At 67.2% G+C, this 14295-nt stretch carries 12 protein-coding genes; 8 read left to right on the top strand and 4 right to left on the bottom strand.

What is annotated here, in order from left to right; genetic code table 11:
* Nucleotides 1-73: 73 nt before the first annotated feature.
* The 5 genes from RAH32_RS02415 to RAH32_RS02395 are packed head-to-tail and all read left to right on the top strand — an operon-like array spanning nucleotide 74 to nucleotide 5066.
* Nucleotides 74-943 (top strand): carbohydrate ABC transporter permease, encoded by an 870-nt coding sequence (locus RAH32_RS02415; protein ID WP_306604792.1) that lies wholly within the window; start codon nucleotides 74-76, stop codon nucleotides 941-943.
* A gap of 10 nt (nucleotides 944-953) precedes the next feature.
* Nucleotides 954-1778 (top strand): carbohydrate ABC transporter permease, encoded by an 825-nt coding sequence (locus RAH32_RS02410; protein WP_306604791.1) that lies wholly within the window; start codon nucleotides 954-956, stop codon nucleotides 1776-1778.
* Nucleotides 1779-1788: 10 nt separating this feature from the next.
* Complete coding sequence (locus RAH32_RS02405; protein WP_306604790.1) at nucleotides 1789-2790, top strand: ABC transporter ATP-binding protein; 1002 nt, start codon at nucleotides 1789-1791, stop codon at nucleotides 2788-2790.
* Nucleotides 2790-3563, top strand: a complete 774-nt coding sequence (locus RAH32_RS02400) for an L-iditol 2-dehydrogenase (RefSeq protein ID WP_306604789.1) — start codon at nucleotides 2790-2792, stop codon at nucleotides 3561-3563. Before RAH32_RS02405 ends, RAH32_RS02400 begins: the two co-directional genes overlap by 1 nt.
* A gap of 30 nt (nucleotides 3564-3593) precedes the next feature.
* Entirely contained in the window at nucleotides 3594-5066 is a 1473-nt protein-coding gene (locus tag RAH32_RS02395) for a mannitol dehydrogenase family protein (protein ID WP_306604788.1), read from the top strand.
* A gap of 31 nt (nucleotides 5067-5097) precedes the next feature.
* Here the strand turns inward: RAH32_RS02395 and RAH32_RS02390 are convergent, their stop codons facing one another.
* The 4 genes from RAH32_RS02390 to RAH32_RS02375 form a co-directional block, all read right to left on the bottom strand.
* Nucleotides 5098-5745 carry a YjbF family lipoprotein gene (locus tag RAH32_RS02390; RefSeq protein WP_306604787.1) on the bottom strand — a complete coding sequence of 216 codons (648 nt, stop codon included), beginning with the start codon at nucleotides 5743-5745 and terminating at the stop codon, nucleotides 5098-5100.
* Nucleotides 5742-7928, bottom strand: a complete 2187-nt coding sequence (locus RAH32_RS02385) for a YjbH domain-containing protein (protein WP_306604786.1) — start codon at nucleotides 7926-7928, stop codon at nucleotides 5742-5744. The genes RAH32_RS02390 and RAH32_RS02385 overlap by 4 nt, the downstream gene beginning before the upstream one ends.
* A gap of 116 nt (nucleotides 7929-8044) precedes the next feature.
* On the bottom strand, nucleotides 8045-8965 hold the full coding sequence (locus tag RAH32_RS02380; RefSeq protein ID WP_306604785.1) for a COG3650 family protein: 921 nt from the start codon (nucleotides 8963-8965) through the stop codon (nucleotides 8045-8047).
* 104 nt (nucleotides 8966-9069) lie between these two features.
* Nucleotides 9070-10452: an L-serine ammonia-lyase gene (locus tag RAH32_RS02375; RefSeq protein WP_306604784.1), complete on the bottom strand. Its 1383-nt coding sequence runs from the start codon at nucleotides 10450-10452 to the stop codon at nucleotides 9070-9072.
* A 230-nt stretch (nucleotides 10453-10682) separates the two neighbouring features.
* On the opposite strand from RAH32_RS02375, the gene dusB reads away from it, so the two are divergent.
* Genes dusB through RAH32_RS02360 form a run of 3 tightly spaced genes read left to right on the top strand, consistent with a single transcriptional unit; the run spans nucleotide 10683 to nucleotide 14265 of the window.
* Nucleotides 10683-11681 (top strand): tRNA dihydrouridine synthase DusB, encoded by a 999-nt coding sequence (dusB, locus tag RAH32_RS02370; RefSeq protein ID WP_306604783.1) that lies wholly within the window; start codon nucleotides 10683-10685, stop codon nucleotides 11679-11681.
* A complete protein-coding gene (locus RAH32_RS02365) occupies nucleotides 11678-12796 on the top strand; it encodes a two-component system sensor histidine kinase NtrB (RefSeq protein ID WP_306604782.1) in 1119 nt (372 codons plus the stop codon). The genes dusB and RAH32_RS02365 overlap by 4 nt, the downstream gene beginning before the upstream one ends.
* 11 nt (nucleotides 12797-12807) lie before the next feature.
* Nucleotides 12808-14265 carry a response regulator gene (locus RAH32_RS02360; protein WP_306604781.1) on the top strand — a complete coding sequence of 486 codons (1458 nt, stop codon included), beginning with the start codon at nucleotides 12808-12810 and terminating at the stop codon, nucleotides 14263-14265.
* Nucleotides 14266-14295: the final 30 nt, after the last annotated feature.

The raw sequence follows: 14295 nt of genomic DNA, 5'->3' as shown, positions 1-14295 counted from the left end.
GCACCGCCCAGCCCTCCTCTGGGCGGTGCCAATCCGGGCCTGCCCCGCGCCTTGCCGACAACGGAGTTTCGCCATGGCCACACGCCAGACCCAGGGGCTTGCCCGGCTGATGCGGGCGCCCGCCATCATCCTGCTGTTCGTCTGGATGATCGTGCCGCTGTGCATGACGCTGTATTACTCGTTCCTGAACTACAACCTTCTGAACCCCGGCATGACCAGTTGGGCGGGGTGGTTCAACTATCAGTATTTCTACACCGACCCGGCCTTCTTCGAGGCGATCTGGAACACGCTGGTCCTGGTTCTGGGCGTGCTGCTGATCACCGTGGCTGGCGGCATCGGCATCGCCATGCTGATCGACAAGCCGATCTGGGGGCAGGGGGTCGTGCGGATCCTGGTGATCAGCCCCTTCTTCGTGATGCCCCCGGTGGCGGCGCTGATCTGGAAGAACATGATCATGCATCCAAGCTATGGGGTGTTCGCCGATGTCGCACGGTTCTTCGGCGCATCGCCGGTGGACTGGTTCGCGCAATATCCGCTGACCTCGATCATCCTGATCGTGGCCTGGCAATGGCTGCCCTTCGCGACGCTGATCCTGCTGACCTCGCTGCAATCGCTGGACACCGAACAGATGGAAGCGGCCGAGATGGACGGCGCGCCCGCCCATGCGCGGTTCCTGTATCTGGTCCTGCCGCACATGGCGCGCGCAATCACGGTGGTGATCCTGATCCAGACGATCTTCCTGCTGGGCGTCTATGCGGAAATCCTGGTGACGACGAATGGGGGTCCGGGCTTTGCGTCCACCAACCTGACTTTTCTGATCTATCGCGCGGCCCGGCTCAACTTCGACATCGGCGGCGCTGCGGCGGGCGGCATCATCGCCGTCGTCCTGGCCAACATCATCGCGATCTTCCTGATGCGCGCCGTCGGCAAGAACCTGGACTGAGGGGGCAAACATGGCACGCGCAACATCCCGCAACGCCCGGATCGGCTGGACCGTCGCCGCATGGTTCGTGGCCCTGCTGATCTTCTTTCCGATCCTTTACACGATCATCACCAGCCTGAAGACGGAACAGGAAGCCATCGCGGGCTTCGACCTGATCCCGTCCTTCACGCTGGAAAGCTTCCAGACGGTGCAAAGCCAGAACAACTATTTCCGGCCCTTCACCAATTCGGTGATCCTGGCCGTCGGATCGACGCTTCTGGCGCTGATCGTGGCGATTCCGGCGGCTTGGGCTATGGCGTTCTCGCCCACGAAACGGACCAAGGACATCCTGATGTGGATGCTGTCCACCAAGATGATGCCTGCCGTCGCGGTGCTGGTGCCGATCTATCTGATCTTCCTGTGGACCGGCCTGATGGACACGCGGATCGGGCTGACGATCCTGCTGATGCTGATCAACCTGCCGATCGTGGTCTGGATGCTCTATACCTATTTCCGCGAAATCCCCGGAGAGATCCTGGAGGCAGCGCGGATGGACGGCGCGACCCTGCGCGACGAGATCTTGTATGTGCTGACACCCATGGCGATTCCGGGGATCGCCTCGACGCTGCTTCTGAACATCATCCTGGCCTGGAACGAGGCCTTCTGGACGATCCAGCTGACCACCACCAACGCCGCGCCGCTGTCGGCCTTCATCGCCAGCTTTTCCAGCCCGCAGGGGCTGTTCTGGGCGAAACTGTCGGCGGCATCCGTCATGGCCATCGCGCCGATCCTTGTGCTGGGCTGGTTCAGCCAGAAACAACTGGTCCGGGGCCTGACCTTCGGCGCCGTGAAATAAGGGGAACGACATGGGACAGATAACCCTGCAAGGCGTGGCCAAGCGGTTCGGCGAGGTCGAGGTCATCCCGCCCCTGGACCTGACCATCGACGACGGTGAATTCGTGGTCTTCGTGGGTCCCTCGGGCTGTGGCAAGTCGACGCTGCTGCGCCTGATCGCGGGGCTGGAGGACCTGAGCGGCGGGCGCATCCTGATCGACGGCAAGGACGCGACAGAAGCATCCCCGGCCAAGCGCGGGCTGGCAATGGTGTTCCAGTCCTATGCGCTTTATCCGCACATGTCGGTCAGGAAGAACATCGCCTTTCCGATGAAGATGGCTGGCGTGCCCAAGGCCGAACAGGAACGCCGGATCGAGGCCGCCGCCAAGGCGCTGAACCTGACGAATTACCTCGACCGGCGCCCCGGCCAGCTTTCGGGCGGGCAGCGTCAGCGTGTCGCCATCGGCCGCGCCATTGTCCGCGAACCGGCGGCCTTCCTGTTCGACGAGCCGCTGTCGAACCTGGACGCCGCGCTGCGCGTCGGGATGCGGCTGGAAATCAGCGAGCTGCACAACCGGCTGAAGACCACGATGATCTATGTCACCCACGACCAGGTCGAGGCGATGACCATGGCCGACAAGATCGTGGTCTTGCAGGCAGGCCGGATCGAGCAGGTGGGATCGCCGCTGGAACTTTATCACACGCCGCGAAATGTCTTCGTGGCGGGTTTCATCGGCAGTCCCAGGATGAACCTGTTTTCCGGCGCGGCAGCAGCGGAATACAGCGCGCAGACCATCGGCGTGCGGCCCGAACATCTCCGCATCTCGGCGACCGAAGGCAAGTGGAAGGGTCGCGTCGGCGTCAGCGAACACCTCGGCTCGGACAGCTTCTTCTATGTCGAGGACACGGGCTTGGCTGAAACCATCACCGTGCGCTCCACCGGCGAAGTCGATCTTCACCACGGCGACACCGTCTGGCTGACACCGGACGAGGGGAAAATCCATCGTTTCGACAAGAACGGAGACCGCATCTGATGCGACGACTGGCAGGCAAGCGCGCGCTGATCACCGGCGCTGCGCGCGGCATCGGCCTGGAATTCGCCCGCGCCTATCTGGCGGAAGGCGCCAGCGTGGCGATCTGCGACATCAACATCGACGCGGCCCGGCAGGCGGCCGAAGCCCTGGGCGAAGGCGCCATCGCCGTGCGGCTGGACGTGACCGACCAGGCCTCCATCGACGCCTGCGTGGCGACGGTCGAGGGGGCCTTCGGCGGCATCGACATTCTGGTCAACAACGCGGCCCTGTTCACCGCCGCGCCCATCGTGGAAATCACCCGCGCCGATTACGACCGGATCTTCGCGGTGAATGTCGCGGGCACGCTGTTCATGATGCAGGCCGTCGCGCGCGGCATGATCGAACGCGGGCAGGGTGGCAAGATCATCAACATGGCTTCGCAGGCCGGGCGGCGGGGCGAGGCGCTGGTGGCCGTCTATTGCGCCAGCAAGGCCGCCGTCATCAGCCTGACGCAATCGGCGGGCCTGAACCTGATCGCGCATGGCATCAACGTCAACGCCATCGCGCCCGGCGTGGTCGATGGCGAGCATTGGGACGGCGTGGACGCCTTCTTCGCGAAATATGAAAACAAGGCCCCCGGCCAGAAGAAGCGCGAGGTCGGCGCGGCCGTCCCCTTCGGCCGCATGGGCACCGCCGCCGATCTGACCGGCATGGCGATCTTCCTGGCATCAAGCGAGGCCGACTACATCGTCGCCCAGACCTACAACGTCGATGGCGGCAACTGGATGAGCTGAGGCTTGTCCCTCCAGAAGAAAGGTTCGGCCATGGCCGTTTCATTGAACGCATCCGTCTTGTCCGATCTGCCCGAAGCCATAGGCCGCCCCGGATACGATCGCGCGGCGCTGCGCCCCGGCATTGTCCATGTCGGCGTCGGCAACTTTCACCGGGCGCATATGGCCTTCTACCTCGACCGCCTGTTCGACATGGGCGAGGGGCAGGACTGGGCGCTGGTCGGCGCGGGCGTCAGACCCGGCGATGCCGCCATGCGCGACAGGCTGGCCGCGCAGGACTGGCTTACCACGGTCGTGGAACTGGACCCGAACGGGCTGAACGCGCGGGTGATCGGGTCGATGGTCGATTTCGTCCCCGTCGATCCGCAGGCGGTGATCGCGGCCATGGCCGATCCGGCGATCCGCATCGTGTCGCTGACGATCACCGAGGGCGGGTATTACGTCGATGCCAAGACCAACGGCTTCGATGCCACCCATCCCGACATTGCCCATGACGCGGCCAACCCGGATGCGCCGCGCACGGTCTTCGGCATGATGCTGGCCGCGCTGCGGCAGCGCCGGGATGCGGGGGCCGAACCCTTCACCGTCCTGTCCTGCGACAACCTGCCCGAAAACGGCCATGTCTGCGCGCGCACGGTCACCGAACTGGCGCAGCTGTCCGACCCGGCGCTGGCCGACTGGGTCCGGCGCAAGGTGGCCTTCCCGAACTCCATGGTCGATTGCATCACCCCCGCGACCTCAGACCGCGAGCGCGCCCTGGTCCGCGACCGCTTCGGCATCACCGATGCCGCCCCCGTGGTCTGCGAGCCCTTCCGCCAGTGGGTGCTGGAGGACCACTTCCCCCAAGGCCGCCCGCCGCTGGAAAAGGTCGGCGCGGAATTCGTGGAAGATGTCAGCCGCCACGAGTTGATGAAGCTGCGGATCCTGAACGGCGGGCACGCGGCCATCGCCTATCCTTCCGCGCTGCTGGGACATCACTTCGTCCATGACGCCATGGCCGACCCCCAGATCGCCGCCTGGCTGCGCGCGCTTGAGGTGCGCGAGATCATCCCGACCCTGCAACCGATCCCCGGCGTCAGCTATGACGACTATCTTGACCTGATCGTCAGCCGCTTTTCCAACCCCGAGATCGGCGACACCATCCCGCGACTTTGCCTGGACGGATCGAACCGGCAGCCGAAATTCATCCTGCCGACCCTGGCCGACGCGCTGAAGGACGACCGCGCCATAGACGGTCTTGCGCAAGAGGTCGCCTTCTGGTGTCGCTATTGCGAACGCAGGGACGAAGCGGGCAACGACATCGCTCCGAACGACGACAACAGCGACATGCTGCGGGAATATGCCATCGCCTCTCGCGAAGACCCGCTGGCCTTCCTGGCAAACGAGACGGTCTTCGGACCCCTGGCCGCCAACCCGGTCTTCCAAGAGGCTTTCGCCCGCAAGCTGACCCTGGTGCAAAAGCAGGGCGTGCGCAGGGCCATCGAGGCTTACCTGTCCGATACCTGAAGGACCGGCCCGCGAAGGGCCGGCCGTCCTGTCAGGGCCGCAACGTCTGGATCGTCACATAGCCAAGCACCGGTCCGATCCACTGGCGCGACACGGCGATCTGCCCGCCCTGGACCATGTAGCTGTTCTGGAAGCTGGTGCCGTGGCCTTCGCAGTTTTCCACCGTGACACCCGGGGCAGGACCCGCGCCCACGGTGCAGGTGAACTGCAACGGCCGCTCGATCCCGTCGCCCGCGAAATAGCGCATGATCCGCGTGCCGGTCCCGGCAGCACCCGCGCGGATCAGCCCTTCGGTCCCCGGTTCGGCGACCGACAGGTCGTTGCCCAGGCCGCGCGTGCCCACCAGCATTCCGCCGCGCAGGATCAGCGCCTCCTCGGCCGGGGTCATGAAGGTGCGCATGGCGCCGTTCTGGCCCGTCATGGCCATAACCTGCGTGCGGCCCAGGCTTTCGAAGCCCGCCTGAATCAGCGGACCGGGATTGACCCGCAGCGCCTCGGCGGCGGCGTCCTCGGGCGATTTCGGTGCAGTGGCGGGCTGGTCGGGCGCACGGCGCTCGGCCACCACCTGCCCGGCGGTCTGCGCCAGGACGCCGAAGACACCTGTGTCCTGATCATTGCCACAGGCGGCCAGCGTGCCCAGCAGCGACGCCGCCAGCGTGATCTTCAACGCAGCCCTCATCGCCAGAACCTCCCCCAGCCTTCATAGAGTTTGACGGAATGACTGTCCCGGACATGGTCATACAGGCGGTCGCGGACATTCAGCTGCGCTCCGCCATCGCGCGAAAGCGACCGCAGGTCGGCGCTGACGCGTTCGCGCGTGGGCTGGCCGGTCGCCCAACCCAGCGGGATCGACAGGGTGACGCCCTTGTCGAAGCTGCCTTCGCCGAATTCCTCGGCCGACAGGTCGGTCTTGGTGGCATAGGCCCCGATGCGCCATCCGTTGGCGAATTCGCGCGTCAGGGTCAGGGTCGCGCCCTTGTCGCCGGCCAGATACTTGCCGACGTCCAGCTGCGCCGTGAAGCCTTGCGCGAATTCGTAATAGGCCGAGACATGGCCCATCGTGACCTCGTAATCGCGGAAATCGAACAACTGGTCGAAATCGCGCTTCTTCACGCGGTTCACCTCGGCCCCGAAGGCCAGGGGCGAATTCGCGGGCTTCCACAGAACCTCGGTCGAGACGCCGCCATAGGCGCGTTCCAGAAGACCGGCGGTGACGCGGGTATAGACGGTGGGCGCAGGCTTGGCATACCAGGCCAGCGTCAGTTCCGGGATCACCGGATCGTGGTTGCCGGTATACATGCGCGTGTCGGACCGGACCCGCGGCACCCCCTCGGGCGTGGTTTCCAGAGCGGGATTGGACAGATATTCCTCGGGGCTGTAATACCCGCCGCCGCCGCCGGGGGTGCCGGGGCCGCGCTGATAAAGATCCCCGAAGGCCCGCTGGCGCAGGGCACCCGTCAGGACCAGCCCAGGCGCGATCTCATAGCTGGCGCGCGCCTCGGCCCCGACCTCGTGGGTCAGCCCATCCTCGGCGCTGAAGATGCCCAGGGTGAGATAAGGCTTGATGGACCAGCGAAAGCGCGGATAGACGCCCTCGCTGCGCACCAGCCCCGGCGCGGCCGCGGGCGCATCCGACAGGGTGGCGGCGGCGGCGATCTGCCCGGCTTCGGTATTCTCCAGCCGCTCGATGTCGGACCGGCGCAGGGTGACGGACGAGGTCGGCACCCCATCAGCGGTCGAGGTGATCACGAAGGTCTCGACCGAGGGGGGCAGGGCGCGGGTCATCAGGCGCGCCGTGCGGCCGATCGCCTCGGCCTGGTTGATGTAACGCTGGTTGCGCAGGCGCACCTCGGCCCGGTTCGCGTTCAGCGCCATGCTTTCGAGGATCTGTCCTTCCTTGGCCATCGCATCGCCAAGCGCGGTCTGGATCGCGGGCTGCGCGGTCGGGTCCTGCGACCAGACACCCGACCAGCCGTCGGGATCGGCCTGGGGCGCGGGACGCGGGCGAACCGGGGCCGGGGCCTTTTCCAGCCCTGACGGATAAGGCGCCTGGCGCGGGTTCAGCGCGACCGAGAACTGCGCCCCGAAGGTTTCGCCGCCGATGGAATAAAGACCGACCTGGTAGCTGTCGCCGAAGCTGTAATAGGCGCCCAGGTTCAGGCCGTTGCCGGGTTCTTTGCCCTGCTGGGCGACCTGGCCGTCGCTGTATCTGGTGACATAGTCGTTGTTCGAATACTCGGCCACCAGGCTGAGACGGTCGTTGACCTGCCAGTTGACCGAGGCGAAAGGCTTGGCGCCGCCCCGGAACCAGTCCTCGACATTGGGCGTGCCGCCTTCGTCGGTGACGTCGATCGTGCGCGACTTGCCCGCCAGCACGCCCCAGCCCAAGCCCGCCGACACGCGGATGGCGGGCGTGATCGACTTCGTCGCGACGATGTATTCGCCCGAATAGACGCCGGTGCCCAGGAAATCCTGCAGGCCCACCGCAACGGCGGGGCGCCAGCCCTGTTCGTCCAGCACCTGATAGCGCAGGTCCAGCGACCGGTCCGAGATATAGTCGTCGCCGCGCCCGTCGTTGATCCCTTCGACCCGCGAATAGCGCAGGACCGTGGTCAGCCCCGGCAGGGCCTGGAACAGGATGCTGGACCGACGCCCGTAATCCGACCAGGACACCGTGGCGCCCAACGTGCCGTCGGCCATCGTCTCGGCCGTGGGCGTGTCGATGCCGCCGGGCAGGCCATAGGTGGACATGGTCCGCGCATACATCGGTTCCGCGACGGCGGTCGTGCCGGCGGACCCCAGCACCAGGGCCACCGGCAGGGTCGTCGCCATCAGGCGTCTCAGGAGGGGGGATCGGCGCATCGGCTTGTCCTCGTTCAACATGGACCGGATCATAAGGGCAAACCGCCCGGCTGGCATCCCGTCGGCGCATCATGGAGGGCCAGATGCGTCATGGATGCCGCAGGGCGGTCAGGCCGTCATTCCGCGGGCGGGGTGGCAGCCGGTTCGCTGGCGGGCGCAGCCGCGGCCGGGGCGGGGGGCAGGCGCGGCGCAGGGGTCGCTGCCGGTGCCGGGGTGGCCGGTGCTGCATCCGCCTCGGGCGCGGGGGGCAGGTCCGCCGTGCCCTCGGACGCCGGAGCGGTGGCCGCAGGAGCCGCAGGGGTCGTCGCCGCAGGCGCAGGCGCGGCCGGCGTGGAGGCCGGTGCCGGAGTGGTGGCGGCAGGCGCCGGCGTCGGCGTTTCCGGTTCTGCCTGGGTCGCGGCAGGCGCGGCGGCGGGCGTTTCCTCGGCCGGGGCAGGTGCCGCTGCCGCAGGGGCCGCCGCAGGACGGGTCGCGGCGGGGCGCGTGGCTTGACGCGGTGCCGCCGGGGCAGGGGCGCGGGTGGCGGCGACGGCCTGGGCGACCTCGGCCGATGCGGGACCTGCGCAGCCGGTTTCGGTCCTGCCCGAAACGGTCAGCCGTGCCGTGAACGGGAAATCCTGGCCCGACATGCTGTCCTGGCATTCGGTCGCCCGGATGTTCAGCACGAAGGGACGTCCGGCGTGGACGCCCACATATTCCACGCCCTGCGCGAAGTTCAGGCGGTTCACCCGGATCGGGCGGCCGTTCTGATTGTCGGGCGTCTTGTAGACCGCAGTGCTGCCCGCCGCATCGACGGCCCAGAACGGCTCGTTCCCGCGCGCGCTGAAGGCGGCGGTGTTATAGGTCGCGGCCTCGGCGGTGGACACCGGCCGCGCCTCGCCCCCGGTCTCGATGGGCTGTTCCAGCGGCGAGACGCCGGGCGGCCCCTGGTGGCCCCGGACCTGCGGCTCGGAACGGCCGAGGCCGGGAAGGTTCGCGCCGTCGCAGGCAGCAAGAGGCAGGGTCATCAGGGCGATGAGTGCAAGACGCGGGGTCATCGGTCGGCCTTCTTTGGGATCACTGTCGCGCCAGCGTTAACAATCACCGCACTCAGGCACAAGCACGCCCGTAACTGGTGGCAACAGCCCGCCGCCCCGGCCGATCAACAATTCGGGACGTTGACCGCCAGTCCCCCAAGCGAGGTTTCCTTGTACTTGTCCGACATGTCGCGCCCCGTCTGGCGCATCGTCTCGATTGCGGCGTCCAGCGGCACGAAATGGGTGCCGTCGCCGCGCAGCGCCAGGCTGGCCGCGCTGACCGCCTTGATCGCGCCAAGGCCGTTGCGCTCGATGCAGGGCACCTGAACCAAGCCGCGCACCGGGTCGCAGGTCATGCCCAGGTGATGTTCCAGGGCGATTTCCGCCGCGTTTTCCACCTGTTCCGGCGTGCCGCCCAGAACCGCGGCCAAGCCCGCCGCCGCCATGGCGCTGGCGCTGCCGACCTCGGCCTGGCAGCCTGCCTCGGCGCCCGAGATGCTGGCATTGTGCTTGACCAGCCCGCCGATTGCGGCTGCGGTCAGCAGGAATTCGGGAATATCGCGTTCCGACGCACCCGGCACATGGTCCAGCCAATAGCGGATCACGGCGGGAACCGTGCCCGCCGCGCCGTTGGTGGGGGCGGTCACGACTTGGCCGCCCGCCGCGTTCTCCTCGTTCACGGCCATGGCATAGGTGGACATCCAGTCGTTGATGACATGGGGCGCCGTCAGGTTCATGCCGCGTTCGGCCAGCAGCTTTTCGTGGATCGCCTTGGCCCGGCGCTTGACCGACAGCCCGCCGGGCAGGATCCCGTCGCTGGTCAGCCCCCGGTCCATGCAGTCGCGCATCACCTGCCAGATCCGCATCAGCCCCTCGCGGATCTCGGCATCACTGCGATACACGCGTTCGTTGTCATGCTTCATCCGGGCGATTGACTTGCCCGAGGACGCGGCCATCGCCAGCATCTCGGCGGCGGACGCGAAGGGATAGGGCACGGCGGGCGCGTCGTCGCTGCGCTTTTCATTGCCCTTGTTTGCCAGTTCCTCGTCGGTCAGCACGAAGCCGCCGCCGATGGAATAATAGATGCGGTGGAAGATCACGTCGCCCTGCGCGTCCGTGGCCGACAGCGTCATGCCGTTGGCATGGCCAGGCAGGGCGTGGTCGAAGTCGAAGCGCAGATCTCGGTCGGGATCGAAGACCAGATCGCCAAGCCCCTCGGGCGACAGAAGCTTGGTCTCACGATTGGCCGCAAGCGCCGCTTCGGCCGCCTCGGCATCCAGGGTGGCGGGGACAAAGCCAGCAAGGCCCAGGATCGTCGCCCGGTCGGTCGCATGGCCCTTGCCGGTAAAGGCAAGGCTGCCGTGCAGGCTGGCGCGCAATCCGTGTGCCTTGAAGGGCTGCTGGCGCAATTCGTCCAGAAAGCGCGCACCGGCCACCATCGGCCCCATGGTATGGGACGACGACGGGCCGACACCCACCTTGAACAGGTCAAAGACTGACAGGAACATGTGTCCCCCTTGCATTTCGGCCCTCATCTAAACATCTGACCGGGCCGAAGGCCATCTGGATTGCGACAGTTGGATGGGATCTTGACGACATCCTGTCCCAGACCGGCATTGCCTGTAAAACAGGCACCATGCCGCAGATCAAGGCAACAAGACAGATGACCGTTTATCGGGCATATCGGGCCCAAGGCGCAATCTTGCGGCCGGTCCGGCGCAAGGCGAAGGAACAGGACATGGCATTTGGCGATCCGATCATTCTTGGCGACACGCGGCTTGGTCCGCCGGTGTTTCTTGCGCCCATGGCGGGAATTACCGATCTGCCCTTTCGCCGCGCCGTTGCACGGCATGGCGCGGGCCTGATGGTCAGCGAGATGGTCGCCTCGACCGAGATGGTGACGCCGCGCCCGTCCACCCGCGCATCCGTCCGGGCCAAGGCGCTGACCGAGGGCGCGCTGCCCGTCAGCGTCCAGATCGCGGGGCGCGAGGCCGCGCCGATGGCGGAAACGGCCCGCATTGTCGAAGGAATGGGCGCGCGGATCATCGACATCAACATGGGTTGCCCGGCCAAGAAGGTGACGGGCGGGTTGTCGGGTGCCGCGCTGATGCGCGATCTGGATCATGCGCTGACGCTGATCGACGCGGTGGTGGGTGCCGTTAGCGTGCCCGTCACGCTGAAGATGCGGCTTGGCTGGGACGAGGATTGCCTGAACGCGCCGGAACTGGCGCGGCGTGCCACGGATGCGGGCGTCAGGATGCTGACCGTGCATGGCCGGACGCGCGCGCAGTTCTACAAGGGGCAGGCCGACTGGACGCGGATCCGCGCGGTGGCGAACCTGCCAGGGCGCCCGCCGCTGGTCGCCAACGGCGATGTGGTGGATGCGGCATCGGCCCGCGCGGCGCTTGCGGCATCGGGTGCGGATGCGGTGATGGTGGGGCGCGGGGCACAGGGCGCGCCCTGGCGGCTGGCCCGGATCGCGCATGACCTGGTGGGAAGCCCCGCGCCCGTCGTGCCTCAGGGCGCCGCCCTGGCGGATGCAGTGGCCGAACATTACGAGGATATCCTGGACTTCTATGGCACCGATCTGGGCCTGCGCGTCGCCCGCAAGCACCTCGGCTGGTATGCGGACGCGAACGGCGCACCGCTGCGCGACCGGATGCTGCGTGCGGACAGCCCCGCCGAAACGCTGGCCCTGATCCGCTTGGCTTTTGCCGATGCACAGGAGGCCGCATGACGCGGCGCAGTCCCGCCGGCTTTGACGAGGTGCAGCCCGGTCCGGGATGGGAGGCGTTGCCGCTGCCCGCCCTTGTGCTGGACAGCAAGGGCCGCGTGGCTGCGATGAACAATGCGGCGGAAATCTGGCTCAACATGTCGCGCAACTCGACCTTGGGACGGGTGCTGGAGGGGGACGAGATGGGAACGCGGCTGCGCATCCAGCCGTCGCTTGCGCCGTTGATCGGTCGGGTGATCGCAGGGGACGAGGCGCTGTATCATCCCGGCATCCGGTTCGAGATCGGCGACCGCGCGGGGGGCCACCAGGATCGCCGCGCCGCGGTCCATGCTAGTCCTGCAGGCGATGTTGGCGGGGCGGTGACGCTGTTGCTGGTCCCCCAGGATGAGACGGGGCTGCATAACCAGACCCGCGCGGTGCGCACCGCCGCCCGCAGCGCCATTGGCATGGCCGAGATGTTGGCGCACGAGATCAAGAACCCCCTGGCGGGCATCCGTGGGGCCGCGCAACTGATCGGCATGAACGCATCCCCCGATGATCGCGAAATGGCCGAAATGATCGTCAGCGAATCCAAGCGCATCGTGTCCCTGCTGGAACAGGTGGAACGCTTCGGGGACACCTCGGCCCCCAACCTGCGGGCGATCAACGTCCATGACATATTGGAAAAGGTGCGCCGGTCGGCCGCCGTGGGCTTTGCCAAGAAGACCGGCATCGTCGCGGAATACGACCCGTCCTTGCCCGACGCCCTGGCCGATGGCGACCAGCTGACCCAAGTCTGCCTGAACCTTGTCAAGAACGCGGCCCAGGCCCTGAAGGACACCGACCAGCCGATGATCCGGCTGCGCAGCTTCTATGACCACGCCCTGCGCCTGCCGCCCGACGACGCCGACCCCACTGGCCGCCCCTTGCCCCTGCAGATCGAGATCGAGGACAACGGCCCCGGCCTGCCGCCTGCCATCGCCGACCAGATTTTCGAGCCCTTCGTGTCGGGCCGCGAGAACGGCACCGGTCTGGGCCTGGCGCTTGTCAGCAAGATCATCACCGACCACGGCGCGCTGATCCGCGTGGATTCTCGCCCCGGCCGCACCGTTTTCCGCATATCATTGCCCAAGGCATAAGGACCGACGCCATGGACGGAACCGTTCTGATCGCTGACGACGACCGCACCATCCGCACGGTGCTGACACAGGCGCTGACCCGCGCGGGCTGCCGGGTCCATGCCACCGGCAGCCTGGCGCAGCTGTCCAGATGGGTCGAGGAAGGCCGCGGCGATCTGGTCATCACCGACGTGATGATGCCCGACGGCAACGGCATCGACCGCATCCCCGCCATCCGCGAGGCGCGCCCCGACCTGCCGGTCATCGTGATTTCCGCCCAGAACACCATCGTCACCGCCATCCGCGCGACCGAGGCCGAGGCCTTCGAATACCTGCCCAAGCCCTTCGATCTGCCGGACCTGATGACCAAGGCCAACCAGGCCCTGTCGCGCCGCCCGCGCAGGTCCGACCACACGCCCGACGCGGTTCCCGCGCCGCGTCCCGCAGCCGATCCGGCCATGCCGCTGATCGGCCATGCACCCGCCATGCAGGCGCTGTTCCGCATGGTGGCCCGCGTGCTGAACGCCGACCTGCCGGTCCTGATCGCGGGCGAGCCGGGCGTAGGCAAGACCACCATCGCGCGATCCTTCCACGAACTGTCCGACCGCCGCGACAACGGCATCGCGATCCTGACCTCGGCCGATGCGGGCGAGGAGGCGATCATCCGCGCCGCCGACAAGGCGCGCGGCGGCACGATCGTCGTCGAGAACCCGGCAGGCTTCGATCCGGCGGCCCAGGCCCGGCTGATCGGACTGATCGAATCCATGGAAAGCGGTCCCGACCGCGCCATGGCTCCCCGCATCGTGGCGACCACCGGGCCGGATCCCCAGGCCGATGTCGCCTCGGGACGGCTGCGATCGGATCTGTATTACCGGCTGGCGGGCGTGACCGTGACCGTGCCGCCGTTGCGCGCGCGCGTCGATGACATCCTGCCGCTGGCGGGTCACCTTCTGGCGCGCGCCGCCACGCAGGGCTTGCCGGACCGGACGCTGGGCGACGATGCGGCCAGCCTTCTGCGCGCCCATGCCTTTCCCGGCAACGTGCGGGAACTGGAAAACATGATGCGCCGCCTGGCCCTGACCGCCAGCGGCACCACCATCACCGCCCCTGAGATGCGCGAGGCGCTGAGCCAGCAAGGCGGCGGCCGCGCGGTTCCCATTGCCGCCGTTCCGATGCCGGTCACGCCGGTTGCGAATGACGCAGGGCTGCCCGGCGGCTTCCATCTTGGCAGCGGCAACGGTCCCCTGTCGGATTCGGTCGAGGCGCATCTGCAACGCTATTTCGACCTGCACGGCGACAGCCTGCCGCCTCCGGGACTTTACGACCGCATCCTGCGCGAAATCGAACGCCCGCTGCTTCAGGTGGCTCTGGATGCCACTGGCGGCAATCAGCTGAGATGCGCCGACCTTCTGGGAATAAACCGCAATACCCTGCGCAAGAAGCTGACCGAGCTGAATATCGAGGTGACACGCCGCCGCAAACTGATGTAAAACCGCCACAGGGGCAGTGCCAGCCGTATC

It is taken from the genome of Paracoccus yibinensis (genome assembly GCF_030846195.1).
Classification (GTDB): domain Bacteria; phylum Pseudomonadota; class Alphaproteobacteria; order Rhodobacterales; family Rhodobacteraceae; genus Paracoccus; species Paracoccus yibinensis.
Note: the sequence above shows the minus strand (reverse complement) of the source record. Positions and strands in the feature narration are given on the sequence as shown.